20 protein-coding genes and 2 pseudogenes are annotated in these 25,232 nt (G+C 69.4%); 4 read left to right on the top strand and 18 right to left on the bottom strand.

What is annotated here, in order from left to right; all coding sequences use genetic code 11:
• The 8 genes and pseudogenes from QZW52_RS02860 to QZW52_RS02825 all read right to left on the bottom strand — a co-directional run.
• A partial coding sequence (locus QZW52_RS02860; protein WP_293995007.1) for a KUP/HAK/KT family potassium transporter occupies positions 1–801 on the bottom strand: 801 nt, incomplete at its 3' end.
• 81 nt (positions 802–882) lie between these two features.
• Positions 883–1,545 (bottom strand): annotated as a pseudogene (locus QZW52_RS02855) (response regulator); the annotation flags it as partial.
• Positions 1,546–1,562: 17 nt separating this feature from the next.
• Positions 1,563–1,910, bottom strand: a complete 348-nt coding sequence (locus QZW52_RS02850) for a sensor histidine kinase (protein ID WP_293995016.1) — start codon at positions 1,908–1,910, stop codon at positions 1,563–1,565.
• A gap of 97 nt (positions 1,911–2,007) precedes the next feature.
• Positions 2,008–3,072 (bottom strand): annotated as a pseudogene (locus QZW52_RS02845) (DUF4118 domain-containing protein); the annotation flags it as partial.
• Positions 3,073–3,129: 57 nt separating this feature from the next.
• Entirely contained in the window at positions 3,130–4,161 is a 1,032-nt protein-coding gene (locus QZW52_RS02840; RefSeq protein ID WP_293995005.1) for a S49 family peptidase, read from the bottom strand.
• 7 nt (positions 4,162–4,168) lie between these two features.
• Entirely contained in the window at positions 4,169–4,549 is a 381-nt protein-coding gene (locus QZW52_RS02835) for a Rieske (2Fe-2S) protein (protein WP_293995003.1), read from the bottom strand.
• A complete protein-coding gene (locus QZW52_RS02830) occupies positions 4,546–5,223 on the bottom strand; it encodes an HAD family hydrolase (protein ID WP_293995000.1) in 678 nt (225 codons plus the stop codon). The genes QZW52_RS02835 and QZW52_RS02830 overlap by 4 nt, the downstream gene beginning before the upstream one ends.
• The gene (locus tag QZW52_RS02825; RefSeq protein WP_434738257.1) at positions 5,220–6,191 is read right to left on the bottom strand and encodes an RluA family pseudouridine synthase; all 972 of its coding nucleotides are present in this window, start codon (positions 6,189–6,191) and stop codon (positions 5,220–5,222) included. The genes QZW52_RS02830 and QZW52_RS02825 overlap by 4 nt, the downstream gene beginning before the upstream one ends.
• 674 nt (positions 6,192–6,865) lie before the next feature.
• Between QZW52_RS02825 and QZW52_RS02820 the strand changes: the two genes are divergently transcribed.
• The 4 genes from QZW52_RS02820 to QZW52_RS02805 all read left to right on the top strand — a co-directional run bounded on the left by QZW52_RS02820 (position 6,866) and on the right by QZW52_RS02805 (position 15,184).
• The gene (locus QZW52_RS02820) at positions 6,866–9,961 is read left to right on the top strand and encodes an Rne/Rng family ribonuclease (protein WP_293994997.1); all 3,096 of its coding nucleotides are present in this window, start codon (positions 6,866–6,868) and stop codon (positions 9,959–9,961) included.
• An 85-nt stretch (positions 9,962–10,046) separates the two neighbouring features.
• On the top strand, positions 10,047–11,906 hold the full coding sequence (gene pabB, locus QZW52_RS02815; RefSeq protein WP_293994994.1) for an aminodeoxychorismate synthase component I: 1,860 nt from the start codon (positions 10,047–10,049) through the stop codon (positions 11,904–11,906).
• 102 nt (positions 11,907–12,008) lie between these two features.
• The gene (locus QZW52_RS02810) at positions 12,009–12,770 is read left to right on the top strand and encodes an OmpA family protein (RefSeq protein ID WP_293994991.1); all 762 of its coding nucleotides are present in this window, start codon (positions 12,009–12,011) and stop codon (positions 12,768–12,770) included.
• 38 nt (positions 12,771–12,808) lie between these two features.
• Positions 12,809–15,184: a hypothetical protein gene (locus QZW52_RS02805; RefSeq protein WP_293994989.1), complete on the top strand. Its 2,376-nt coding sequence runs from the start codon at positions 12,809–12,811 to the stop codon at positions 15,182–15,184.
• 17 nt (positions 15,185–15,201) lie between these two features.
• Here the strand turns inward: QZW52_RS02805 and nagZ are convergent, their stop codons facing one another.
• The 10 genes from nagZ to QZW52_RS02755 form a co-directional block, all read right to left on the bottom strand.
• Positions 15,202–16,302 (bottom strand): beta-N-acetylhexosaminidase, encoded by a 1,101-nt coding sequence (gene nagZ, locus QZW52_RS02800; RefSeq protein ID WP_293994986.1) that lies wholly within the window; start codon positions 16,300–16,302, stop codon positions 15,202–15,204.
• A gap of 25 nt (positions 16,303–16,327) precedes the next feature.
• The gene (gene acpS / locus QZW52_RS02795) at positions 16,328–16,726 is read right to left on the bottom strand and encodes a holo-ACP synthase (protein WP_293995012.1); all 399 of its coding nucleotides are present in this window, start codon (positions 16,724–16,726) and stop codon (positions 16,328–16,330) included.
• Between the two features lie 25 nt (positions 16,727–16,751).
• Positions 16,752–17,546 carry a pyridoxine 5'-phosphate synthase gene (locus QZW52_RS02790; RefSeq protein WP_293994982.1) on the bottom strand — a complete coding sequence of 265 codons (795 nt, stop codon included), beginning with the start codon at positions 17,544–17,546 and terminating at the stop codon, positions 16,752–16,754.
• A 5-nt stretch (positions 17,547–17,551) separates the two neighbouring features.
• Positions 17,552–18,370, bottom strand: a complete 819-nt coding sequence (gene recO, locus QZW52_RS02785; protein ID WP_293994979.1) for a DNA repair protein RecO — start codon at positions 18,368–18,370, stop codon at positions 17,552–17,554.
• An 18-nt stretch (positions 18,371–18,388) separates the two neighbouring features.
• Complete coding sequence (gene era, locus QZW52_RS02780; protein WP_293995009.1) at positions 18,389–19,318, bottom strand: GTPase Era; 930 nt, start codon at positions 19,316–19,318, stop codon at positions 18,389–18,391.
• A 206-nt stretch (positions 19,319–19,524) separates the two neighbouring features.
• Positions 19,525–20,223 (bottom strand): ribonuclease III, encoded by a 699-nt coding sequence (gene rnc, locus QZW52_RS02775; protein WP_293994975.1) that lies wholly within the window; start codon positions 20,221–20,223, stop codon positions 19,525–19,527.
• A 23-nt stretch (positions 20,224–20,246) separates the two neighbouring features.
• A complete protein-coding gene (locus QZW52_RS02770; RefSeq protein ID WP_293994972.1) occupies positions 20,247–20,639 on the bottom strand; it encodes a DUF4845 domain-containing protein in 393 nt (130 codons plus the stop codon).
• An 11-nt stretch (positions 20,640–20,650) separates the two neighbouring features.
• Positions 20,651–21,622, bottom strand: coding sequence for a signal peptidase I (lepB, locus tag QZW52_RS02765; RefSeq protein ID WP_293994969.1), 972 nt, complete (start codon positions 21,620–21,622; stop codon positions 20,651–20,653).
• 40 nt (positions 21,623–21,662) lie between these two features.
• Positions 21,663–23,471 (bottom strand): translation elongation factor 4, encoded by a 1,809-nt coding sequence (lepA, locus tag QZW52_RS02760; RefSeq protein WP_293994967.1) that lies wholly within the window; start codon positions 23,469–23,471, stop codon positions 21,663–21,665.
• 169 nt (positions 23,472–23,640) lie between these two features.
• Positions 23,641–25,188 (bottom strand): DegQ family serine endoprotease, encoded by a 1,548-nt coding sequence (locus tag QZW52_RS02755; RefSeq protein WP_293994964.1) that lies wholly within the window; start codon positions 25,186–25,188, stop codon positions 23,641–23,643.
• Positions 25,189–25,232: the final 44 nt, after the last annotated feature.

Genomic DNA, 25,232 nt, shown 5'->3' with positions numbered 1-25,232 from the left:
CAGCACGCTCCAGGCAAGCCGGATCGGGAAGCGGCCGAAGTGGCCCATGTCGGCATAGAGCGCCTCGGCGCCGGTGACGGCCAGCACGATGGCGCCGACCGCGGCGAAGACGTGCCAGCCACGCCCGCGCAGGAAGGCCAGTGCCTCCAGCGGGTTCAGCGCGGCCAGGATCGCCGGCTCGCGGACGATGTGGACCAGCCCGATGCCGCCCAGCAGCGCGAACCACACCACGATCACCGGGCCGAACAGCCGGCCGACGGTGGCGGTGCCGTGGCGCTGCAGCAGGAACAGGCCGATCAGCACGCCGATGGTGATCGGAATGACGTAAGCCTTGAGCGCGGGCGTCGCGATCTCCAGGCCCTCGACGGCGGACAGCACCGAGATGGCCGGCGTGATGATGGCGTCGCCGTAGAACAGCGTCGCGCCGAACACGCCGGTGAGCAGGATGGCGCGGCGCCAGCCGGGGTGCTGGCTGGCGTCGGTCGCCTGCGCGGCCAGGGCGGTCAGCGCCATGATGCCGCCCTCGCCGCGGTTGTCGGCGCGCAGGATCAGCACGACGTACTTCAGCGTCACCACCAGCATCAGCGCCCAGAAGATCGCCGAGACCGCGCCGATCAGGTGCGGCGTGTCGAGCGGAATGCCGGTGGACGGGCTGAATACCTCCTTGACGGTGTAGAGCGGGCTGGTGCCGATGTCGCCGTAGACGACGCCGATGGCGCCCAGCGTGAGCGCCGCCCAGGCTGGGTGGCGAGTGGCTGGTGCAGGGGAGGAATGGTCTGGGGCCGAGGCGATGGCGGACATCTGGGGACAGGAGAGCGTCCGGGGGACGACGTGTCCGTTATGCCGCGCCGGGCATCAGGAACGCATATGGACCGAGGCCGCTCAGCCGTCCGCCAGCCGGTAGCCCACGCCCGGCTCGGTCAGCAGCAGGCGCGGCTCGGCCGGCTCGGGCTCGATCTTGGCCCGCAGTTGCGCCATGTAGAGGCGCAGGTAGTGCGTGTGCTCGGTGAACTCCGGCCCCCAGACATCGGCCAGCAGCGCCCGGTGCGTGACGACCTGGCCGGTGTTGCGCACCAGGCGGGCGAGCAGCTTGTACTCGGTCGGCGTCAGGTGCAGCGGCTCGCCGCGCAGGTGGACATGGTGGTTGGCCAGATCGACCTCCAGCCCGCCGCCGCGGTAGTGCGTGATGGCCGGGCTGAGCGTGGTGCCGCGGTGGCGCAGCGCCACGCGCATCCGCGCCAGCAGCTCGCCGATGCTGAAGGGCTTGGTCAGGTAGTCGTCCGCGCCGGCATCGAGCAGCCTGATCTTGCGCACGTCCGACTGGTGCGCCGAGATCACCAGCACCGGCGTGCTGCGGCGCTGGCGCAGCACGGCCAGCAGCGTGTCGCCGTCGCCATCCGGCAGGCCAAGGTCGAGCAGCACCAGGTCCACCGGCGCGTGCAGCAGCAGCGCCCGCGCCTCGGCCACCGACGCGGCGGTGCGGACCTGGTGGCCCTCGACCTCCAGTGCCGACCCCAGCATCTGGCGCAATTCACGGTCGTCTTCGACCAGCAGGATCTGGATCATGAGGAGGTGCTCTCCGGGGCAGGTTCGGCCAGGGTCGGTGCATCTGGCAGCGGCAGGCACAGCTCGAAACTGCTGCCGCCGTGCCCGCGGGCGCGCACCCGCAGCACGCTGCCGTGGGCTTCGGCGATGGCGCGGCACACGGCCAGTCCCAGCCCGGTGCCACGGCGTGTGCCGGTGTCGGTGCCGCGCTGGAACATCTGGAAGATGCGCTCGCGCTCCGAGGGCGCGATGCCGGCGCCGCGGTCGCGCACGGCCAGCAGCAGCTCTTCCAGCGACTCCCAGTCGCGGCGCAGCTCGACCTCGCCCGCCTCCAGCCGCACCAGTTGCAGCGTGTTGTCGGCCATGGCGGTCAGCGCCCGTGTCTCGTCCTGGATCTGGGTCAGCAAGCAGCTCTTCCAGCGACTCCCAGTCGCGGCGCAGCTCGACCTCGCCCGCCTCCAGCCGCACCAGTTGCAGCGTGTTGTCGGCCATGGCGGTCAGCGCCCGTGTCTCGTCCTGGATCTGGGTCAGCAAGGCTTGGCGGCGGGACTCGGGCAGGCGGTCGGACTGGCGTTCCAGCGCGGACGCCGCCCCCAGGATCGACGCCAGCGGCGTGCGGAAATCGTGCGAGATCGCCGCGAGCAGGGCGCTGCGCAGGGATTGGGCCTGGGCTTCGCGCTGGGCCTGTTCGGTGCGGCGGGTGAGGTGGTGGCGGTGCAGGGCGCTGCCGAGCAGGTCGCACAGGGCCTGGGCGTGGGCATGGCCATCGCCTTCGGAGGTGTCGCCGTGCGGACCGAGCCGCAGCACCGCAGCGCCCCAGATGGCGGTGGTTGCCGTGTCCGACTGCGGGCCGCGCACCGGCAGGTACCAAGCGGGCAGCTCGCTGTGCAGCCCGGTGCCGGTGCCGAAGGTGCGGCCCTCGCGCAGGCACAGCCAGAGTCCTGGCGTCTCGTCGGCGTCGGGGTGGCCCCACCACCACGCCGCGTCCGTTGCGTCCAGCGCCGGCCGCTCGCCCTGCAGCACCATCAGCGCGGCGCCATCATCCGCCATGGCCTGGAGCGTGGCGTGCAGCGCCGCGCCCATGGTCTGCGGATCGTCCGCGGCGCGCAGGGTTTCCCCGAGGTACTGCAACTGGTGGGCTGCTTCGGTGCGGTGCCGGGCGAGTGCGGCCTGCTGCCGCAGCCGGCCCATCAGCAGCCCGATCGACAGCGACACCCCCAGCAGCGTGCCGAGCAACAGCAGGTTCTGGTGGCCATCGACGCTGAAACTGCCCCGTGGCGGGACGAACGCCCAGTTGAACAGGCCCACGCCGGCCACCGTGAACAGCGCCGAGGCCCAGACTGGCAGCCAGAACGCCACCAGCGTGCTGGCCAGCACGAAGACCATGGCCAGGTTGGCCAGATCGACCATGGGATCGAGCGCACGGGCGACGCCGTAGGCCAGCACCAGGCAGACCAGCGCGGCGGCCGTGACCAGCAGCGTGGGCGGGGGGCGGCGCGGTGGCCGCAGGGGTGTGGGGGTGTCCATGCCTGCAACGTAGCAGGCCGGACATCAGGATGGCATCAGGACCGCGCGGCGCGGGCTTCAGTGCACCGCAGGCAGGCTGCGCAGCGCCCGCACCACGCCTTCGCCCAGCGCGGCGCCAAACCGCTTGGCCAGCCGCTCGGCGACGTTTTCCTTGGTCGTGTAGTCGATGATTTCCTCGGCCTTGATCACCTCGCGGGCCACGTAGTCGAGGTTGCCCAGCCCATCGGCCAGCCCTTGCTTCACGGCTTCCTCGCCACTCCAGAACAGGCCGCTGAAGGTCTCGGGCGTTTCCTTCAGGCGCTCGCCACGGCCTTGCTTGACGGTGTCGATGAACTGGCGGTGGATCTGGTCGAGCATGGTCTGGGCGAAGGCGCGCTGCTTCGGGTCCAGCGGGGAATAGGGGTCGAGCATGCCCTTGTTGCTGCCGGCAGTGAGCAGCCGGCGCTCGACGCCCACCTTCTTCATGACTTCCTCGAAGCCGAACCCATCCATCAGCACGCCGATCGAGCCGACGATGGACGCCTTGTCCACGTAGATCTCGTCAGCCGCGACGGCGATGTAGTAGGCACCGGAGGCCGCGCTTTCCTCGACCACGGCGTAGAGCTTCTTGTGGTGCTTGTCCTTCAGGCGGCGGAGTTCGTCGTAGACGATGCCGGCCTGCACGGGGCTGCCACCGGGCGAGTTGATGCGCAGCACCACGGCCTGCGCGCCCTGGTCCTCGAAGGCATCCTTCAGGCCGGAAAGCAGCACCTCGGCACTCGCCTCGCCGCCCGAGCTGATCTCGCCGCGCAGCTCGACCAGGGCGGTGTGCGGGCCAGTGGGGGTGCTGCTGTGGCGGTTTTCGCTGTAGACCGTCCAGGCGGCGAACAGGCCAAGACCCAGCCAGCCGAGCCGGAAGAACAGGCTCCAGCGGCGGGTGCTGCGCCGGTCGCGCAGGTAGTCGCGGGCGAACTGCTCCATCACGGGGTCGAAGGCGCCGCGCGAGACCGCCGCCGGTGCCGCCGGTGCCACCGTGGCGGCGGGGGCGTGATGAATGGTGTCGGGGGCCGGTGCGGGCGCGGGGGAGGGCGTGTCGTCAGGCTGGGTCATGGGAGCTTCAGTCGCCGAAAGCCGGCGTCAAGGTGCTGGAAGGATACCAAGACACCTGTCCCTCGCGCTCGACCACCTGCAGCGGTTTGAGCCGCTTGCCCCGACACGGCCCGCCCACGCAATACCCGGTCGCCGGCTCGTAGACCGCGCCGTGGATCGCGCAGAGGATCCACTGGCCGCTATCGTCGAGGAAGCGCCCTTCCTTCCAGTCCATCTCGGCCGGAACGTGGGCGCACTGGTTCAGGTAGCCGACCACCTGGCCGCCGTGGCGCAGCACGAAGCCGCGGGCGGGCTGACCATATTCGAGCAGGTCGAAGACGTGGGCGAGGCCGCCGTCGGCGAGGTCGGTGGCGGCGCACAGGGGGATGGCCATCGATTGGTCGCTCATGCGTGTGCGCCCAGCCAGTCGCGCAGCTCCGCCACCGAGTGCGCGACATGCCGCGGCCCCAGCTCCCGCAGCGGCGCGTGTTCGTGCGCGCCATAGGTGACGGCCACGCTGTGTGCCCCGGCGTTGGCGGCGAGCTGCAGGTCGTGCGTGGTGTCGCCGATCATCAGCGTGCGCTCCGGCTCGACGCCGAACTCGCGCATCAGTTCGTGCAGCATCTGCGGATGCGGCTTGGAGCGGGTTTCGTCGGCGGTGCGCGTGGCGTCGAACAGCGGTGCGAGGCCGGACAGGCGCAGCGCGTCGTTCAGGCCCTGCCGGTTCTTGCCGGTCGCCACGGCCAGCCAGTGGTGGCGCAGGCGCAGTTCGGCCAGCAGCTCCGGCACACCGGCGAACAACGACACCGCCTCGTGGTCCTTGAAATAGTGATGCCGGTAGCGCCGACCGAGTTCCGGGTAGCGGTCCTGGCTCAGCCCTGGGACGGCGTGCATCAGCGCGTCCTGCAGCCCGAGGCCGATCACGTAGGACGCGGCTTCGTCGCTGGGCACGTCCACGCCCAGATCCCGGCACGCAGCCTGGATGGCGCGCACGATCAGCGCGGTCGAGTCGTAGAGCGTGCCGTCCCAGTCGAAGACGATGAGGTCGTACTGGCGCGGGCGGAAGGCGGTGGAGTCGGTCATGGCGCTGGAGCGGAAGCAGGTTTGGCGGCGGGGCGCAGGTGGGACAGCAGGGCGGTGCATTCCGGGGGCAGTGGCGCCTCCAGCTCGATGCGCTCGCCCGTGGCGGGGTGGTCGAAGGCGAGGCGGCGGGCGTGCAGGAACATGCGCTCGAAGCGGCAGCCGGGGGCGGCGGGGGCGTCGCCGCGGGCCAGCGCCTTGTTGAACGCGAAGTCGCCGTACTTGTCGTCGCCGACGATCGCATGGCCTTCGTTCAGCAGGTGGACGCGGATCTGGTGCGTGCGGCCAGTCTTGATGGTCACGTCCAGCAGCGTGCAGTCGGCGTAGCCCTGCGCGATGCGGACCAGCGAGACTGAGCGGCGGCCGTCCGGGTGGTCCGCCGCGACGGCGCACACGCGGCGCTCGCCGGCCGCGTCGAGGTACTTGTGCAGCGCCACATCGACCACCTTGCGCGCCGCCGGCCAGGCGCCGATCACCAGCGCGGCGTAGGTCTTGCCGGTCTCGCGCTGGCGGAACTGGTCCTGCAAGGCGGTCAGGGCGCTGCGCTTCTTGGCGATCAGCAGCAGGCCCGAGGTCTCGCGGTCCAGCCGATGCACGAGTTCGAGGAACTTCGCCTGTGGACGTGCCCGGCGCAACTGCTCGATCACGCCGTGGCTCACCCCCGAGCCACCATGCACCGCCACCCCCGCCGGCTTGTCGATCACCAGCAGGTGCTCGTCCTCGAAGCGGATCGGGAACTCGCGGGGCGGCGCCGTCGAAACCGTCGGCTCGCTCAGGCGCAACGGCGGCACACGCACGTCGTCGCCCGCCTCGACGCGGGAATCCGCACTGGCACGGCCCTTGTTGATGCGGACCTCGCCGCTGCGGATGATCCGGTAGACGAGGGTCTTGGGCGCACCCTTGAGTTCGCGCAGCAGGAAGTTGTCGAGGCGCTGGCCGGCGCTGCCTTCGTCGACGAGCAGGTGGCGCACGGCAGGCGGTGCCACGGGTAATCCCTCATTCAGAGGCAGGCGCGTGGCTGGTTTCGGGCCGGCTTTTCCGGAGCCGGGCCGGTTGGGCTTTGCCCCTATAATGCGTTGGACCACGATTGCGCTGTAAGTGTTTGATTTGCCTGAGTTTAGCGGGCACTGAGAATCAGCCACCAGTGCAGGGTGGTCGGACTGGCCCGCAGCCCCTGAGGGGTGTGTGGACCGGGTCCAAACGCTGATGCAGCGTGTTGCCGACTGTGTGGTGCGCCCTCCCAAGGTGAGTGCGCGGATGCTCCGGCAGCACGCAAAGAGACCACGCTGAAAGAGCCCCGAAACAAGGTTTTCGGCGGCAGCTTCCGAACAGGGGCTGTTGCCCGCGTCCGAGCACAGACGCCGTCGCATGAACGATTTCGAGTTTCCGCTTCCCGCCCCGACCCCTGGTGACTGTTGTCCCCGGTCGGAGCCGCACGCTTCAGTGTGCGCGTCGGATGGCGGACCCGTGCCCTGCCGGCCCGGAGGCCGACACCACGGCGACACTGCGTTTCCTGCCCCGGCATCCCGATCGACGCACGCGCCAACGCTGCGCCACTGAGGCGCAGTCCAGGGCGATTCCTTCCCGGCTCCGCGGCGCGGTTTCGTGCATCTCATGAAGACATGAATCATGAGGAGAGACACGCATGAAACGCATGCTGATCAACGCCACGCAGCCCGAAGAGCGCCGCCTGGCGATCGTTGACGGTCAGAAACTGATCGACTTCGAAACCGAGATCGAAGGGCGCGAACAGCGCAAGGGCAACATCTACAAGGCCGTCGTCACCCGCGTCGAGCCGTCGCTGGAAGCCTGCTTCGTCGATTACGGCGAAGACCGCCACGGCTTCCTGCCGTTCAAGGAAATCGCCCGCAGCTACTTCCGCGAAGGCACCGATGTCCGATCGGCGCGCATCCAGGACGCCATCCGCGAAGGCCAGGAGCTGCTGGTCCAGGTCGAGAAGGAAGAGCGCGGCAACAAGGGCGCGGCGCTGACCACCTTCGTCTCGCTGGCCGGCCGCTACCTCGTGCTGATGCCCAACAACCCGCGCGGTGGTGGCGTGTCGCGCCGCATCGAGGGCGAGGACCGCGAGGAGCTGAAAGAGAACCTCGAACAGCTCGAATACCCCAAGGGCATGAGCCTGATCGCCCGCACCGCCGGCATCGGCCGCACGGCGCCGGAGCTGCAGTGGGACTTGAACTACATGCTCAAGCTCTGGACCGCGATCGACGACGCGGCCAAGGGCGGCAAGGGTGCCTACCTGATTTACCAGGAATCGTCGCTGGTGATCCGTGCGATCCGCGACTACTTCACCGCCGACATCGGCGAGATCCTGATCGACACGGACGACATCTACGAGCAGGCCAAGCAGTTCATGCTGCACGTCATGCCCGAGACGGCCAACCGCGTGAAGCGTTACCGCGACGACGCGCCGCTGTTCAGCCGCTTCCAGATCGAGCACCAGATCGAGACCGCGTTCAGCCGCACGGTGCATCTGCCGTCCGGCGGCGCCATCGTCATCGACCACACCGAAGCCCTGGTGTCGATCGACGTGAACTCGGCCCGCGCCACCCGTGGCGGTGACATCGAGGAGACCGCGACCCGCACCAACCTCGAAGCTGCCGACGAGATCGCCCGACAGGCCCGCCTGCGCGACCTGGGTGGTCTGCTGGTGGTGGACTTCATCGACATGGAAGAGTCGAAGAACCGCCGCGAGGTCGAGACCCGGCTGCGCGACGCGCTGCGCTACGACCGTGCCCGCGTGCAGTTCTCGACGATCAGCAAGTTCGGCCTGCTGGAGATGAGCCGCCAGCGCCTGCGCCCCGCGCTGAGCGAAGGCAGCCACATCACCTGCCCGCGCTGCAACGGCACCGGCCACATCCGCGACACCGAGTCTTCCGCCCTGCAGACGCTGCGCATCATCCAGGAAGAGTCGATGAAGGAAGGCACGGCGGCGGTCCACGTCCAGGTGCCGGTCGAAGTTGCCAGTTTCCTGCTGAACGAGAAGCGCCCCGAGATCACCAAGATCGAGATGAAGCAGCGCGTGACGGTGATGCTGGTGCCGAACAAGCACCTCGACACGCCGAACTACAAGCTGGAGCGCCTGCGCCACGACGATCCGCGCCTGGAGAACCTGCAATCGAGCTACTCGATGGTGGAAGAGCCGGAAGACGACGTTGGCATCACGCGCCGCGAGAAGAACGTCAAGCCCAAGCAGGCGCCGATGATCCGCGGCGTGCTGCCCGACCAGCCCGCGCCGGTCGCTGTGCCCAAGGCCGAACCGGCCCCCGCTCCGGTCGCTGCCGCACCGGCGCCCGCAGTGGCGCCTCCTGCCCCGGTGGCCCCCGCGCCGGCCCCGCAAGCCGTGGCCGCTGGCACCGGTTTCTTTGGCTGGATGAAGCGCCTGTTCGGTGCTGCGCCGGCGCCGGCACCGGTCGCCCCCGTGGCTGCGCCTGTCGCTCCGGTGGTCGAAGCCCCGGTGGAAGCCAAGACCGACAAGCCGGCCGATAAGGCGGACGGCCGTGGCGAGCGCCGCGGTGGTCGCGAAGGCGGACGTGATGGTGGCCGTGACGGCAATCGCCGCGATGGTCGCCGTGGCGAACGTGGCGGTGAACGTGGTGGTGAGCGCAACAAGCCTGAAGCGGCTGAGCGCAATGGTGAACGTGCGGCTGAACGCGCGCCCGCCGAGGCCCGCCCTGAAGGTGGCCGTGGTGGACGCGGCGACCGTTCGCAGGACCGCCGCCCGGCCGAGGCGGGTGCTGTTGTCGCTGCCGCTGCCGCTGCCGTTGCGGACCTGCCGAGCAGCGGTGGTCGTCCGCCGCGCGAGCGCCGCCCGGCACCCGAAGTGGCCGCGCTGGCCGTCGAGGATGTGCAACCCGGTTTCGAGGACACCGCGTCCCCGGCGCCGGAAGGTGAAAGTGCTGCGGCCCAGGCCGAGCGCGAAGGCCGCCGCCGCCGCCGTGGTGGCCGTGGTCGCCGTGACCGCGAAGAGGCACGTCCCGGCGAGAACGGGGCCGAGGCCGAAGGTGGTGATGCCGCTGCCGTGACCACAGAGACTGCGTCCGCTGCCGAACCGGCTGCAGACGCTGCTGTTGGCGCTGCTGCCGCTGTTGGCACCGAGCCGCGCACCGACGACATGGGTGAAGACGGCCGTCGCCGTCGCCGTGGCCGTGGTGGCCGCAACCGCGAAGAGGCGCCGGCGGATGCTGCCGTGGCACCGGCCGATGCCGATGCCGTGGTCGCGGAAGCGGCTGTGGTGGAATCCGCCGTGGTCGTGGCACCGGTGGTGGTCGCTGCGGCGGTCGAGCCGGTGGTTGCGGCTGCGCCGGTGGCGGATGTGATCCCGGACGCTCCGGTGGCCGAGGTTGCGCCGGCCGTGGCAGCGGTGGCGGAAGTGGCCGCAGTGGCCGCGCCGGTCGCTGTCGCACCGATCGCCGAAGCCCCTGCTGCGGTGGTGGTCGTCGCCGCGCCGGTCGTGGCTGCGCCGGTCTATGTCCTGCAGCTCGACGAGCTGGCCGCGGTGGCCCGTGGCGCGGGACTGGAGTGGATCAACAGCGACACCGACAAGGTCCGCGCCGTGCAGGAAGCCATTGCCAGCACGCCCGCCCCGGTGCGCCAGCCGCGCGTGCCGCGTCCGGTGGTCGTGGTCGATGAAGGTCCGCTGATCCTGGTCGAGACGCGCCGCGATCTGGCCAGCCTGCAACTGCCGTTCGAGACCACCAGCTCGGAGTCTGCCGAAGCCTGATCGACCGCACCTCGACCGCTTCGACCCGACGCCGCCCGGCCTTGCGCCCGGCGGCGTTTTTTTGCCCGCTTTGCCCGTTTTACCCATGTCCTCACCCATCCCTCACCCCGTGTTTGCCCTGCTGGACGACGCCAGCGCCCCCGCCGATGTGCCCGCGAGCCGGCTGTTCACCGGCTGGCTCGGCGAATACCGCTGCACCGACCCGGCGGAGCTGGCGGCCGTCTGGTCCGCGGCGACGGCGGGTCTGGTGCAGGGCGAGCACCTGGTGGTGCTGGCCGACTATGAGTGGGGGGTGCGGCTGGCGGGGTTGGCGGCGCCACCGGGGGCCTTGCGGCTGCTGTGGTTTGCGCGCTGCGAGCGGCTCGCGGGGCCTGAGGTCGAGGCGTGGCTGGCGCAGCAGGACGGCACGGCGGCGCCCGGCCCCGCCGGTGTGGTCGGCCTGACGCCGGACGACGGCGAGGCGACCTACGCCGCCGCCATCGCCGAGATCCACGCCCGCATCCGCGCCGGAGAAACCTACCAGGTCAACCACACGCAGCGCCTGCGCGGCCGCAGCGTCGGCACACCGCTGGCGCTCTACCGGCGGCTGCGGGCGGCACAACCCGTCCCCTTCGGCGCCCTGATCGCCTTGCCGCAGGACCACTGGGTGCTGTCCTGTTCCCCCGAGCTGTTCGTGCGGCACACGGCCGGCCACCTCGTCACCCGACCCATGAAAGGCACCGCCCCGCGCCATGCCGACCCCCTCGCCGACCAGGCCAGCGCCGACTGGCTGGCCAGCGACGCGAAGAACCGCGCCGAGAACCTGATGATCGTGGACCTGCTGCGCAATGACCTGGGCCGCCTGGCGACGGTCGGCAGCGTGCGCGTGCCGGCGCTGTTCGCCATCGAGCCGTACCAGACGGTGTTCCAGATGACCTCGACCATCGAGGCCGACCTGCCGCCCGCCACCGACCTGCCCGATGTGCTGCGCGCGATGTTCCCCTGTGGCTCGATCACCGGCGCACCCAAGCACCAGACGATGTCGCTCATCGGCCAGCTCGAATCCTCGCCCCGCGGTCTCTACACCGGCGCGATCGGCTGGATCGACGCGCCGGGCGCTGCCGACCGCGCAGCCGGTCGGGTGCTGGGCGACTTCTGCCTGTCGGTGGCGATCCGGACGCTGGAGGTCGGCACAGCCCATCCGCAGGACGGCACGCGCGCGGTGACGCTGGGCGTGGGCGGCGGCATCGTGCTGGATTCGGATGCGGTGTCGGAGGCGGCGGAGTGTCGCCACAAGGTCCGCTTCCTGACCCGCACCGATCCCGGCTTCACCTTGTTCGAGACGCTGCGGGTCGAGGGCCGGCAGGTGTGCCGCTTCGAGGCCCATCTGGCGCGGCTGCTCGCCAGTGCGGTGGCGCTGGGGTTCACTGCGTCGGCCGCCGCGGTGCGGGCGGCGGTGGACGAGGTACTGCAGTCCCTCTCGGTGGTGCCTGCGCAAGTGGTGCGGCTGCGGGTCGATCTGTCCCATGATGGCCGGCTGGCCTGCCGCAGTGGGGCGCTGACACCCTTGCCGGACGGCCCCGTGCGCCTGCTCGGGCCGACGGGCCGCGTGCCCCTGCAGGAATCGGCGCTGCTCGGCCACAAGACCTCCTTGCGCACCGCCTACGACGCCGCTGTGCGGGAAGCCGAGTCCGTGGGCGCCTTCGACCGGTTGTTCGTCAACGCCGCCGGGGCACTGACCGAAGGGGGGCGCAGCACGCTGCTGGTCCGGCTGGACGGACGCTGGACCACTCCGCCGCTGTCCGCCGGGGTGCTGCCGGGGGTCATGCGGTCGGCGCTGCTGGCGGACGCGGGCTGGGCCGTGTCCGAACGCCTGCTCTGGCCGGCGGATCTGGCGCGTGCAGAGGGGTTGGCGGTGTGCAATGCACTGCGCGGAGTCTTGCCTGCGGTGCTGGTTTCTCCTTAGTTCCTTGGCTCATGGCTTACCCCGATCCCCACCGAAAGGATGTTAAAGAAGTCACAAGTACCGATACATTACTCGGCATTAGGACGGCAAAGAGGAGACGAAATGTCGAGGCGATGGTGGAGTTGCCCGGTCTGCACCGTACTGGGCTTGGTGGGTCTGGCCCTGTTGGCGTGGTGGCTGATCGGGCGTGGTGACGGCAAGGCAGACGCGGTGCGCCAGCGCACGGAAGCGGATGCGGCTGAAGTGCTGAGCGCGGCCGGGTTCCCCTGGGCGCGCTTGAAGATCGACAACGAGGTGGGCCGCATCGTCGGTGATGCGCCCTCGGTGGCGCAGCGCACGGCGGCCTACGCGGCGGCGAACACCACCTTGCTGCCGATGATGGGCGTACCCGGCGTGTTCGCGCGGCTGGAGGACGGGCAATCGTCCCCGGCCCTTGCGCTGCCCGAGGTGCCCGCAGTTCCCAAGGTGCCCCAGGCGGCGGCCTCCGGTGCATTGACCGCCGAGGACTGCCAGGTCGCGATGGCGCGGGTGCTGGAGTCGCGGCAGATCCGGTTCAAGCTGGCCTCCGCGGAGCTGGATCCGAGCAGCGTGCCCTTGCTGGACCAACTGCACGGCCTGTCCCGGCGCTGTCCCCAGGCACGGATGCGCGTCGAAGGACACACCGACGCCCAAGGCGACGCGGTCGCGAACATGCGCCTGTCGCAGCGCCGGGCGCAGGCCGTGGTGGAGGCACTCGCCAAGCGGGGCATGGCGGCGAACCGCTTGCAGGCGCAGGGCTTCGGCGAAGAGCGTCTGCTCGATGCCGGCAGCACGCCCGAGGCCCACGAGCGCAACCGGCGCATCGAGTTCCATCTGGCTCCCTAGCCCAACCCCAACACTGCGAACACTGCGGAGAGACCACCATGTACCTGTTGAGCCAGCTCTGGCTGTACCTCTTGCTGGCCTGTCTGGCCGGACTCGCCCTCGGCCTGCTGCTGAACCGGATCTGCCAGCAACGCCGCCATGCCACCGAACTCGCCGCGCTCCAGGCGCAGCACAGCGAGGCCCGCGCACGCTCGGATGCGGTCCTGGTGGACTTGCGCGGTGAACATGCGCTGGCACTGGAAGCCGCTGGCGCCGACCACGCGGCGCTGCAAACCCGGCTGGAGGCGCTGGACACGGAACACCGCCTCACCGGCGAACGTGCCCTGGCACTGAGCGCGAGCGTGGACGAGCACCAGACCGCACGCCAGGGGCTGGTGTCGGAGGTCGAGTCGCTGCAGGGGCGCCTGGGCGCGCTGCAGGCCACGTACGAATCGCGCATCACGCTGCTCAACACCGAAACCAGCCATGCGGTCCAGTTGACGGATGAATTGGCGGCGCTGCAGGCGCGGCATGCTGCGCTGGAAGAGGCGCACCGCAGCGCCCTCGCCGAGCGGGCCGAGGTCGCCAAGGAAGCGTATGCCGCCTTGATCGACACCCAGGCCGAGCGCGATGCCGCCCGTGCGGCCGCTGCAGAGACCGAGGCCGAGTTGATGCGGGAGCGGCAGGCTGCCGTGCTCGCCGCTGGCGTGGCTGCCGCTGCGGCGCTGTCGGCACGCCAGGCTGCTGCGCAAGCTGAAAGCGCGGCACGGCAGCAAGCCGACACCATCGCCGCACGGGACGCCGAGTTGGCCGCGCTGCGCAACCAGCACGCAGCGTTGCAAGGCGATCTGAGCCACCACCAGTCGCTGCTGTCGGTGGAGACGGGCCGTGGTGCTGAACTGCTGGCGGGCCTGACGGTGCTGCAGGGCACCCACAGTGCTGCGCTGAGCGCCCATGGCGACGCGCTGGCGCAGGCGCAGACCGAACTGGACGCCACCCGCCAGACCGCCGCGGTGACCGAAGCGGAGTTGCAGGCCCGGCTCATGGCAGAGCGCGAGGCTGCCGCCGCTGCTGCAGCGCAAACCGCTGCCCGAGTCGCGGCTGCGGAAGCTGACCGTGTGGCACAGGCCGACACCATCGCCGCACGGGACACCGAGCTGGCCGCGCTGCGCGACCAGCACACGGCGCTGCAAGGCGATCTTAGCCACCACCAGTCGCTGCTGTCGGTGGAGACGGGCCGTGGTGCTGAACTGCTGGCGGGCCTGACGGTGCTGCAGGGCACCCACAGTGCTGCGCTGAGCGCCCATGGCGACGCGCTGGCGAGGGCGGAAGCCGAACTGGCCGCAGCCCGCCAGACCGCTGCAGCGACCGAAGTGGAGTTGCAGGCCCGGCTCGTGGCGGAGCGCGAGGCTGCCGCCGATGCCGCCGCGAAAACCGCAGCGCAAACCGCTGCCCAAGTCGCCGCTGCGGAAGCTGACCGCGCTGCACAAGCTGACCACACCGCTCAGCAGCACGCCGACGCCACGGCCGTGCTCGAAACTGAGCTGGCCAGGCTGCGCGATGCCGCCGCCGCGTGTGACGCCGAGGCGTCACGGCAGGCCGCCCGCGCCACCGAAGTCGAGGCGGAACTCTCCCGCGAGCGGCAGGCGGCGCTCCTTGCCGCCGGCGTGGCCGCTGCCGCTGCGTTGAGCCGCCAGCAGTCGCACCAGCACGCCCTGGCTACGCTGGAGCAGCAGCACACCGACCTCACGGCCCAGCGCGACCGCCGCATCGCCGAGTTGCAGGCGCTGCTGGCCGACCAGGAGGCCGCGTGGCAGGCGGCTGAACGCCAGGCTCAGGAATTGCGCGATGCCCAGGCTGCCGGCCAATCCGCGGCCCAATTGCGCGAGCAGGCAATCCAGCAGGAGCTGGCACTCACCCAGACCCGCATCCAGGAGCTGGAGACCGAACTGCGCACCCTGCGCCTCACGCTGACCGAAAACGACGAGCAGCTCGCCACCCTGAGCGCCCGTCTGCAGGCCGAGCGCGACCAGCAGCAGGCCGCGCAGTTGCGCATTGCCGAACTCGCCGCGCTTGTGCCGCCGCCCGCGCCGGAGGTGCCGGTGGTCGTGCGTCCGGCGGTGTCGGCGGCGGCGACCATCACCAGCGCCGAACTGGAGCGGCTGGTGCTGGCCGCCGGGGCCGGACAACAGCCCGCGCCGGTCGAGGTAGACCACCAGCGCCCCGATGACCTCAAGATCATCGACGGCATCGGCCCGGTCAATGAACGCTGGTTGCACGCGCACGGCGTGCATTACTTCTGGCAGATCGCGAGCTGGTCGCCGGCCGAGCTGGCGTGGGTGGCGCACCACCTGCCCAACTTCGGCTCCCGCGTCTACCGCGAGAACTGGATCGCGCAGGCGGCCAAGCTGGCCGCCCAGCAGTCGATCCGCTGAACGGCCGCGGCGGGGGATCAGCTCCCCAGCCGCTCCAGCGCCCGCAGGTAGGGCGCATGGTGCATCAGGTCGTCCCACGGGATCGGCGGCGTCTGGGGCAGCAGCGCCAGGCGCCGTTCCTCGCTGTCGGGGCTGGTCTGCCACGCGCCGCGCTCCAGTGCCGCGGCGAGTCCGTCGAGCAGGTCGTCCACCGCCTTGCCCCCATCCAGCGACTGGTTGCACAGCAGCACCATGTCGCAGCCCGCCGCCAGTGCCAGCACCGCCGCTTCCGCGTAGTCCAGCACAGCGCCATTCTTCACCCCCGGCACGCGCCGCGCCCCTTCCATGCTCAGGTCATCGCTGAACACGAGGCCCGTGAAGCCCAGCCGCTCGCGCAGGATGCCCTGGATCCAGCGCGACGAGTAACCCGCCGGGCGCTTGTCCACCTTCGGGTAGATGACGTGCGCCGGCATCACGCTGGCCAGGCTGGTCGAGAGCCATTCATACGGCCGCGCATCGTCGGTGAGGATGGCGGTCAGCGTGCGCTCGTCGCGTGGCACGGCAACGTGGCTGTCTGCCTCCGCCCAGCCGTGGCCGGGGAAGTGCTTGCCGCAGTTCGCCATGCCCGCTTGCAGCAACCCATGCATCAGGCTGCGCGCCAACGTGCCGACCACTCGCGGATCGCGGTGAAACGCGCGGCTGCCGATCACGCCGCTGCGGCCGTGGTCGAGGTCGAGCACCGGCGTGAAGCTCAGATCGACGCCGCAGGCGCGCAGCTCGGCGGCCAGGATGTAGCCGGCGGCGGTCGCCATGTCGCAGGCGGTCATCGCACCGTGGCCCGTACCATGGCGGCCATCGTCCATCCAGCGTTCGCCCAGCGTACGCATCGCGGGCAGGTGCGTGAACCCGTCGGTGCGGAACCGCTGCACCCGGCCGCCTTCGTGGTCCACGCTGACCACGATGTCCGGGCGCGTTGCCTTGATCTCGGCAACGAGCTGGGTGAGCTGGGCGCGGTCCTGCCAGTTGCGGGTGAACAGGATCAGACCGCCCACCAGCGGGTGCTGCAGGCGGCGGCGGTCGTCGCCGTTCAGCGTGAGACCGGCGACATCGAGGACGACAGGGGCGTGGGCGTGGTGCATCGGCAGGGCAGGTCCGTGGGAGAGGTCAGGGGGTGCGGGTTTCGACCACGACGAAGCTGGTCGCGTAGTCGGTTTCGTCGGTCAGGCTGACGTGGGCGGCCAGATCGCGTGCGGCAAACCAGTCGGCCAGCGGGCCGTGCAGGCGGATGAAGGGCTTGCCGCTGGGTTCGTTGAGCGTCTCGCAGTCGCGCCACTGCATGGGGGCACGCAGGCCGAGTCCGATCGCCTTGGAAAATGCTTCCTTGGCAGAAAACCGGGTGGCCAGATAGGCGACGCCGCGCGCCTCGACCTTGGCGCGGCGGTGGTGGAAGACCTGCAGCTCGGTCGGCCCCAGCACCTTCTCGGCGAAGCGGTCACCGCGCCGGCCCAGCACCGCGGCGATGCGGCGGATGTCGCAGATGTCGGTGCCGATGCCGTGGACCATCGCGGTGTCCGGGTGGTCGGTGGCGTCAGCGGGCAGGCGCAAAGGCGCGCTGGATGCACCGCTGGTAGTCGCGCACCGTCTCGGTGTAGCCGAGTTCCAGCGCGTCGGCGATGAGCGCGTGGCCGATGGACACCTCCTGCACCCCGGGCACGGCGCGCAGGAAATCGCTGAGATTGTCGCGGTTCAGGTCGTGGCCCGCGTTGATCCCCAGGCCGACCGACAGCGCGGCTTCGGCAGCCCGGACGTAGCGGTCGAGCACCTCGGCTTGCCGCGGCGTGCCCCAGGCACTGGCATAGGCTTCGGTGTACAGCTCCACCCGGTCGGCGCCGAGGTCGCTGGCGGCGCGCATCATCTCGGGGATCGGGTCCATGAACAGGCTCACGCGCACGCCCAAGGTCCGCGTTTCCTCGATCAGCGGACGCAGCCGCTCGGCGTCGTCGGGGAAGGTCCAGCCGTGGTCCGAGGTGAACTGGCCGACCGTGTCCGGGACGAACGTGGCCTGGTGTGGTCGCACGGCGCGTACCACGTCCATCAGGTTGTGGAAGGGGTTGCCCTCGATGTTGAACTCGGTGTGCGGCCATGCCTGCAGCAGCGCGGCCAGATCGGTCACGTCGTCCGCGCGGATGTGGCGCGCGTCGGGGCGCGGGTGGACGGTGATGCCTTGTGCGCCGGCTTCGAGGACGAAGGTGGCCGCGCGGGTCACGCTCGGGAGGCCCAGGTGCCGCGTGTTGCGCAGCAGGGCGACCTTGTTGAGGTTGACCGACAGGGCGGTACGGCCACTGTGGGCGTTGCACGATTCGGGGGCGACGAGGGGATTCATGGTGGTCAGCGGGCGGTGTCGGTCAGTTTCTGCAGCTCGACCATCAGCGCGCGGGTGCGCAGCATCGAGGTGCCGAGATGGTAGTGCAGCAGGTGGCGCAACTGCGTGCGCAGCTCGGGCAGGGCGCCTTGACAAGTCTGCTGCAGCGCGCCGAGATCGAACGCATTCAGTGCCGACTGCAGCGCCAGCAGCGTGGCGCCACCGAGGCCCGGTGCGCCGTCGGGCAGCGGATGGACGCCGGTGTCGGGATGCAGCCCGTGGCGCACGTCCGTCCGCACCGGTTGCTGCGTCAGCGTCACCCGGTCCAGCTCCGGCAGCACCCCCGATTCGCGCAGCAGCCACAGCTCGAAGGCGCGCAGCGCAGCGGCGGTCTGCGCCTCGTCGTGCGGGGCGAGGCGGGGCAGGGTGGCGGCGTAGACCTCGAACAGGCGCGGGTGGGCGTCATGCCGCGCCAGTCCACGCAGCAGCAGCTCGTTGAGGTGGAATCCCGCCAGCAGCGCCGCACCCGACAGCATCGCGCCACCGCCCGCCCATTCGGCGCCACGCAGCAGGTGGAGATCGGGTGGCGCGTCGTGGCCGCCGGTGTCGGGGTGGGGTTCGGTGTCGCGCCGGGCGGTCTTGCCACCGAGCACGATCGTCAGCCGCTGGAAGGGCAGCAGCACGCAGCGCATCTGCGAGTGCGGCCGTTTCGCGCCCTTGGCGACCGCGGCGATGCGGCCGTGCTCGCGGGTCCAGAGATCGAGGACCAGGCTGGACTCGCTCCAGTCGTGGTGGTGCAGCACATAGGCCGCGATCGCTGCGGGCGCGGCACGGCGCGTGGCCATCGGCGAGCGGCCTCGGGCTTACTCGTAGCCGTAGCTCTTGAGCCGCTTCTCGTCGTCGGCCCAGCCCGAACGGACCTTGACCCAGACTTCGAGGAACACCTTGCGGTCGGTGAGCCGCTCCAGCTCGGTGCGGGCCTCGGAGCTGATGCGCTTCAACCGCTCGCCGCCTTCGCCGATGACCATGCCCTTGTGGGCGTCGCGCTCGACGATGATGGTCGCGGCGATGCGGTTCAACCGCCCCCCTTCGACCTCTTCGTACTTGTCGATCTGCACCGTGGACGTGTATGGCAGCTCGTCCCCCGTCAGGCGGAACAGCTTCTCGCGGATCAGCTCGGCCGCCAGGAACTTGTCGCTGCGGTCGGTCAGCGCGTCCGCGTCGTAGTACCAGGGCTGCTCGGGCAGGTAGGGGCGGATGATGTCCAGCAGGCGCTGGGTGTCGTCCTTCTTGGTTGCGGTCAGCGGCACGAACTCGGTGAAGGCGTGCTTGGCCTGCATCTGCTGCAGCCAGGGCAGCAGGTCCGAGCGGCGCGTGATGAGGTCGAGCTTGTTGGCGATCAGGAAGGTCGGCTTGCCCGTCGGGATCAGCGACAGCACCTTGGCGTCGGCAGGACCAAAACGGCCCGCGTCCACCACGAACAGCACCACGTCCACGTCACCGAGCACCGACTGCACCGTCTTGTTGAGGTTGCGGTTCAGTGCCGCGGTGCCGCGGGTGGTGTGGGTGGTCTGGAAGCCTGGGGTGTCCACGAAGACGTACTGCGTGTCGGCCTGGGTCGAGATGCCGGTGATGCGGTGGCGGGTGGTCTGCGCCTTGCGGGAGGTGATGCTGACCTTTTGGCCGATGAGCGTGTTCAGCAGCGTCGATTTGCCCACGTTCGGGCGGCCCACGATGGCGATGAGGCCGCAGCGGCGGTCGCCGTCGTTCGAGCCGACGGCGGCCTTGAGCATCGTGTCGAGGTCCGGTGCGTCGTAGGCGAGTTCGTCGGCGTCCTCTCCGAGGTCGTCTTCGTCCTCGTCGTCGCCATCCACGATGGGCTGGCCGTCGTCGTCGAGTTCGATCAGGGCGTCGTTCAGACCGTCTTCATCGGCAAAGTCGTCCACCGGATCGAGCAGGTCGTCCGGCAGGGTGGCCGCGTGCGGCTTGGAGGGGGTGGTCATTCTGGGGCGGCGCTCAGTTGTTCGAGGACAAGGCGCGCGGCTTCTTGTTCGGCGGCGCGGCGGGAGCGGCCTTCGCCGCGGGCCTGCACACCGGAGCCGGCGATGCTGCAGACGACGACGAAGGTCTGGTCGTGTGCGCGGCCACGGGTGGCTTCGATGCGGTAATCGGGGACGCTCTGGCGGCGCGCCTGCAGCCATTCCTGGAGCTGGGTCTTGGCGTCCTTGCCCCAGGCCTGGGTAGCGGTCTCGGAGATCAGCGGTTCGAACAGGCGGCGGACCAGGGCCTCTGCCGCGTCGAAACCCGAATCGCGGAACACCGCCCCGATGACCGCTTCGAGCGCATCGGCCAGGATCGACGGCCGCTGGGCGCCACCACCACGGGCCTCGCCATCCGACAGGCGCAGCACCGCCGGCAGGTCCAGCGACAAGGCGATGCGGTGCAGCATGTCCTGGCGCACCAGGTGGGCGCGGATGCGGGTCAGGTCGCCTTCGGGGGAGTCGTCGTACTGCTCGAACAGCAGGTCGGAGACGGCCATGTTCAGCACCGAGTCGCCGAGGAATTCGAGCCGCTCGTAGTGGTCGGCGCCGAAGCTGCGGTGCGTCAGCGCGCAGACGAGCAGCTCACGCTGGCGGAAGGTGTAGCCCAGGCGCTGGGAGAGGGATTCGAGGGCAGCAGACAGATTCGACGGATTCAAGACAGACCTTCAGACCTTCAGATTCACTGCGACCGGCCACGGTACTTGATCAACAGCGAGACCGGGCCGAACAGTTCGATTTCCTTGTCGTAGGCAAAGGCCACGACGATCCGGTCATTGTCCTTGGTCACGTCGAGATCCTTGCCGGAAATCGACTGTATCGAATACTCGATGCTCTTGGCACGTTCGAAGGCGGCGCGGATTTCCGGCACGGTGCCGCCGCCCTCGATGGCGATCTTGCTCACCACGCGCTTGATGGTGGCGAACTCGTTGATGGTCGGCAGCACGCGCATCGCCACCAGTGCCCCCATGGACAGCAACACCGCCCAGAAGACCAGGCCGAGCAGCGTGACGCCGCGTTGCGTCGCCGGGCGCGCGGCAGCAGCGACCGGAACCGGATAAGAACGTGGAACCATCCGAGAACTCCTCAATTGAAGGGGCCGATGCGCTTGAGACTGCCGAAGTTCATCCACACGAAGAAGGCCCGGCCGACGATGTTCTCGTCCGGCACGAAGCCCCAGAAGCGCGAATCTTCGGAGTTGTCGCGGTTGTCGCCCATCATGAAGTAGTGTCCTGCAGGAACCTTGCAGGTGACGCCTTCGGCGGTGTAACGGCAGTTTTCAACCCCCGGAAACTGTCGTGCGCGCATGCCGTAGCTCGACGGCTGTTGCGGATCGACCAGCAGCCTGTGGGTCACGCCGTCGCCCACGTCCTCGCGGAACTGGCGCGAGTAGGTGCGGCGGTCCTCGTCGTAGTAGTCGTCGAGCTGCTGCAGCGGCGCGAGCTTGCCGTTGAGGTAGAGCTTCTGGTTGATGTAGGCGATCTCGTCACCGGGCACGCCGACCACGCGCTTGATGAAGTCGATGCCCGGATCGACCGGGTAGCGGAACACCATCACGTCGCCGCGCTTCGGGTCGTTCAGCGGGACGAGCTTCTTGTTGATCACCGGGATGCGGATGCCGTAGTGGAACTTGTTCACCAGGATCAGGTCGCCGATTTCCAGCGTCGGGATCATCGAGCCGGACGGGATCTTGAACGGCTCGAACAGGAAGGAGCGCAGCAGGAACACCATCAGGATCACCGGGAAGAGCCCTGCGGTCCAGTCGAGCCACCACGGCTGGGCGAGCAGGCGCTGGCGGGCCGGTTCGACATCGGTGTCCACCTTGTCGATGCCCAGGCGGGCGAGTTCTGCCCGGCGCGCACCGTCCTGCTGGGTCAGTGTCGCGGCCGCCGCCAGGCGCTTCGGCAGGAACACGAACCGCTCGGCCAGCCAGTAGGCGGCCGTGACGACGGTGAGGATGAACAGCAGCAGCGAGAAGTTGCCGCTCCATTTGCCCAGGTACCAGCCCGTGCCGAAGAAGGCGAGGCAGGCGTAGAGGATGCCGGTGAGGAGGCCCATCGTTCGTCCGGTTGGTGTGGTGAGGAGCGGGGTGGTGCGCTCAGTCTTCGACGCGCAGGATGGCGAGGAACGCTTCCTGCGGCACTTCGACCGAGCCGATCTGCTTCATGCGCTTCTTGCCGGCCTTCTGCTTTTCGAGCAGCTTGCGCTTGCGGCTGATGTCGCCGCCGTAGCATTTTGCCAGCACGTTCTTGCGCAGCGCCTTGATGTTCTCCCGCGAGATGATGTTGGCGCCGATGGCCGCCTGGATCACCACGTCGTACATCTGGCGGGGAATCTGCTCGCGCATCTTCGACGCCACGGCCCGGCCGCGGTACAGGCTCTGCGCCCGGTGGACGATGATCGACAGCGCATCGACCCGGTCGCCGTTGATCAGCAGATCGACCTTGACCACGTCGGAGGCGCGGTATTCCTTGAACTCGTAGTCCATCGAGGCATAGCCACGCGACACCGATTTCAGCTTGTCGAAGAAGTCCAGCACGATCTCCGCCAGCGGCATCTCGTAGGTGAGCATGACCTGGCGGCCGTGGTAGGCCATGTTGAGCTGCACGCCGCGCTTCTGGTTCGCCAGCGTCATCACGGCGCCGACGTAGTCCTGAGGCATGTAGAGATGCACGGTGACGATCGGCTCGCGGATCTCGTTGATGCGGCCGAGGTCGGGCATCTTCGAGGGGTTCTCGACCTGGATGACCTCGCCGCCGTTCAGCTCGACCTCGTACACCACGCTCGGCGCGGTGGTGATCAGGTCCTGGTCGAACTCGCGCTCCAGCCGCTCCTGCACGATCTCCATGTGCAGCAGGCCGAGGAAGCCGCAGCGGAAGCCGAAGCCCAGCGCCTGCGAGACTTCCGGCTCGTAGCGCAGCGACGAGTCGTTGAGCTTGAGCTTTTCCAGGGCGTCGCGGAGCTGGTCGTATTCGCTGGCCTCGGTCGGGTAGAGCCCGGCGAAGACCTGCGGCTGGATTTCCTTGAAGCCGGGCAGGGCTTCCAGCGCCGGGCCGGCGTTGTTCGGGAGCTTCTTTTCCAGCGTGATGGTGTCGCCGACCTTGGCCGCCTGCAGCTCCTTGATGCCCGCGATGATGAAACCGACCTCGCCGGCCTTCAGGAACTCGCGGTTCTCGGATTTCGGCGTGAAGACCCCCAGATGCTCGATGGGGTAGAGCGCGTTGCTCGCCATCATGCGGATGCGTTCGCCCTTCTTGAGCACGCCATCCACCACCCGCACCAGCATCACCACGCCGACGTAGTTGTCGAACCAGGAGTCCACGATCATGGCGCGCGGCGGGCCGTCCGGATCACCCTTGGGCGGCGGCATGCGGGTGATGACGGCCTCCAAGATCTCGTCGATGCCCATGCCCGTCTTGGCTGAGCAGGGGATGGCATCGGTGGCGTCGATGCCGATCACGTCCTCGATCTCGGCCTTGGCGTTGTCCGGGTCGGCACTCGCCAGGTCCATCTTGTTCAGCACCGGCACCACCAGCACGCCCAGTTCGAGCGCGGTGTAGCAGTTCGCCACCGTCTGCGCTTCCACGCCCTGGCTGGCGTCCACCACCAGCAGCGCGCCCTCGCAGGCCGACAGCGAGCGGCTGACTTCATACGAGAAGTCCACATGTCCCGGCGTGTCGATCAGGTTGAGGTTGTAGACCTGTCCGTCCTGCGCCTTGTACTGCAGCGAGGCGGTCTGGGCCTTGATCGTGATGCCACGCTCGCGCTCGATGTCCATCGAGTCGAGCACCTGCGCTTCCATCTCGCGGTCGCTCAAGCCTCCGCAACGCTGGATGAGGCGGTCGGCCAACGTGCTCTTGCCGTGGTCGATGTGGGCAATGATGGAGAAGTTTCTGATGTGGTCCATGGGCCTGGGGGCATGCGCGCGGCGACAAAAAAAAGGCACGTCCTAGCGTTGACGCGCCTTCCAACACGCGTGTACTTCGGGTAGCCCGGTCGCAGTGTGGGTGGGCGATTGTAGCGCGCCGCTGGTCGGGGCCGGTTCTGGTGGCCTGTGCAGCGGCGCTGGGCCAGCGTCAGCGTCCGGGGCGGATCACCACGTACTGCGCCGCGTCGCCACGGCGCAGCAGCAGGTTGACCGGGCGGGCCTTGTCCAGCTTGCCCACCAGCGCCTCGAACTGCCGCGCATCGCTCACCTCGCTGTTGGCCACCGCCAGCACCAGGTCGCCTTCCTGCACGCCGGCACGGGCGGCCGGACCTTCTGCAGCGGTGATCAGTACGCCGCCCTTGAGCTTGAGTTCCTTGCGCTGCTCGGCGGTGAGGTCCACGAGGGTCAGGCCGAGCGAGGCAATCTGCGTGCTGGCGGGCGGGGCCTTGGGGTCGGCCTTGCCGCGCTGGGCGACGGGACGGACTTCCGGCTCCAGTTCGGCCACCGTGACCGCGAGGTCGCGCGTCGCACCACGGCGCAGCACCTGCAGCGTGCTCTTGGTCCCCGGCTTGGTGTTGCCGACCAGACGCGGCAGGTCGCTCCATTTGTCCACCACCTTGCCGTCGAAGCGGGTCACGATGTCGCCGGCCTCCAGCCCCGCCTTTTCAGCAGGACCACCCGGCTCGACCGAACGCACCAGCGCCCCTGCCGCCTTGGGCAGCCCCAGCGATTCGGCCACGTCCTTGGTGACTTCGCCGATCTGCACGCCGATGCGCCCGCGCACGACCCGGCCGCCGGACTTGAGCTGTTCGGCGATGCGGGTCGCCTCGTCGATGGGGATCGCGAACGAGATGCCCATGTAGCCGCCCGAGCGGCTGTAGATCTGCGAGTTGATGCCCACCACCTCGCCGCGCATGTTGATCAGCGGGCCGCCGGAGTTGCCGGGGTTGATCGCCACGTCGGTCTGGATGAAGGGCAGCAGGTCGCCGGTGTCGCGCGCCTTGGCACTGACGATGCCGGCGGTGACGGTGTTGTCCAGGTCGAAGGGCGAACCGATGGCGATCACCCATTCCCCGACCCGCAGCTTGCCCACATCGCCGAAGCGCACGGCGGGCAGGCCGCTGGCCTCGATCTTGAGCACGGCCACGTCGGTGCGCTTGTCGGCGCCGACGACCTTGGCCTTGAACTCGCGCTTGTCAGCCAGGCGCACGACGACCTCGTCCGCCCCCTCGACGACGTGGGCGTTGGTCATCACCAGACCGTCGGCCGCGATGATGAAGCCGGAGCCGACGCCGCGCGGTGTGCCGCCCCCTTCGCCGTCATCGGGTTGCGGTTGCTGGGGCTGCGGCTGGCCGCGGCGCGGGTCTTGCGGGCGGGGAATCGGGATGCCGAAGAAGCGGCGGAAGAACTCCTGCATCTCGGCGTCCGGGGCGCCTTCCTGGCCGGCGGTGGCGGCGGCGGCTTTGGTCGAGGTGCGGATGTTGACGACGGCCGGGCCGACCTGCTCCACCAGATCGGCGAAGTCAGGCAGGCCGCGCACGAGGGGCGTGCTGGTGGCCGACGGTGTGGCTGCGGACGACTGGGCCGTCGCGTCGCGGTGGCTCACCAGCGTCGTGGCCAGGCCGACCGAGGTGATCAACGCCGCTGCAGCGATCAGCCAGCGACGTGAAGCATGTCGGACATTGAAATCGGGCATCGGTGGTTCCAGTGCGGTCAGGAAGAAAGGACAAAACAGTATGA

The sequence above is a fragment of the Sphaerotilus sp. genome, assembly GCF_013299175.1.
Lineage (GTDB): Bacteria > Pseudomonadota > Gammaproteobacteria > Burkholderiales > Burkholderiaceae_C > Sphaerotilus.
The sequence above is the reverse complement of the archived record's forward strand: the minus strand, read 5'-3'. Positions and strand labels throughout refer to the sequence as shown.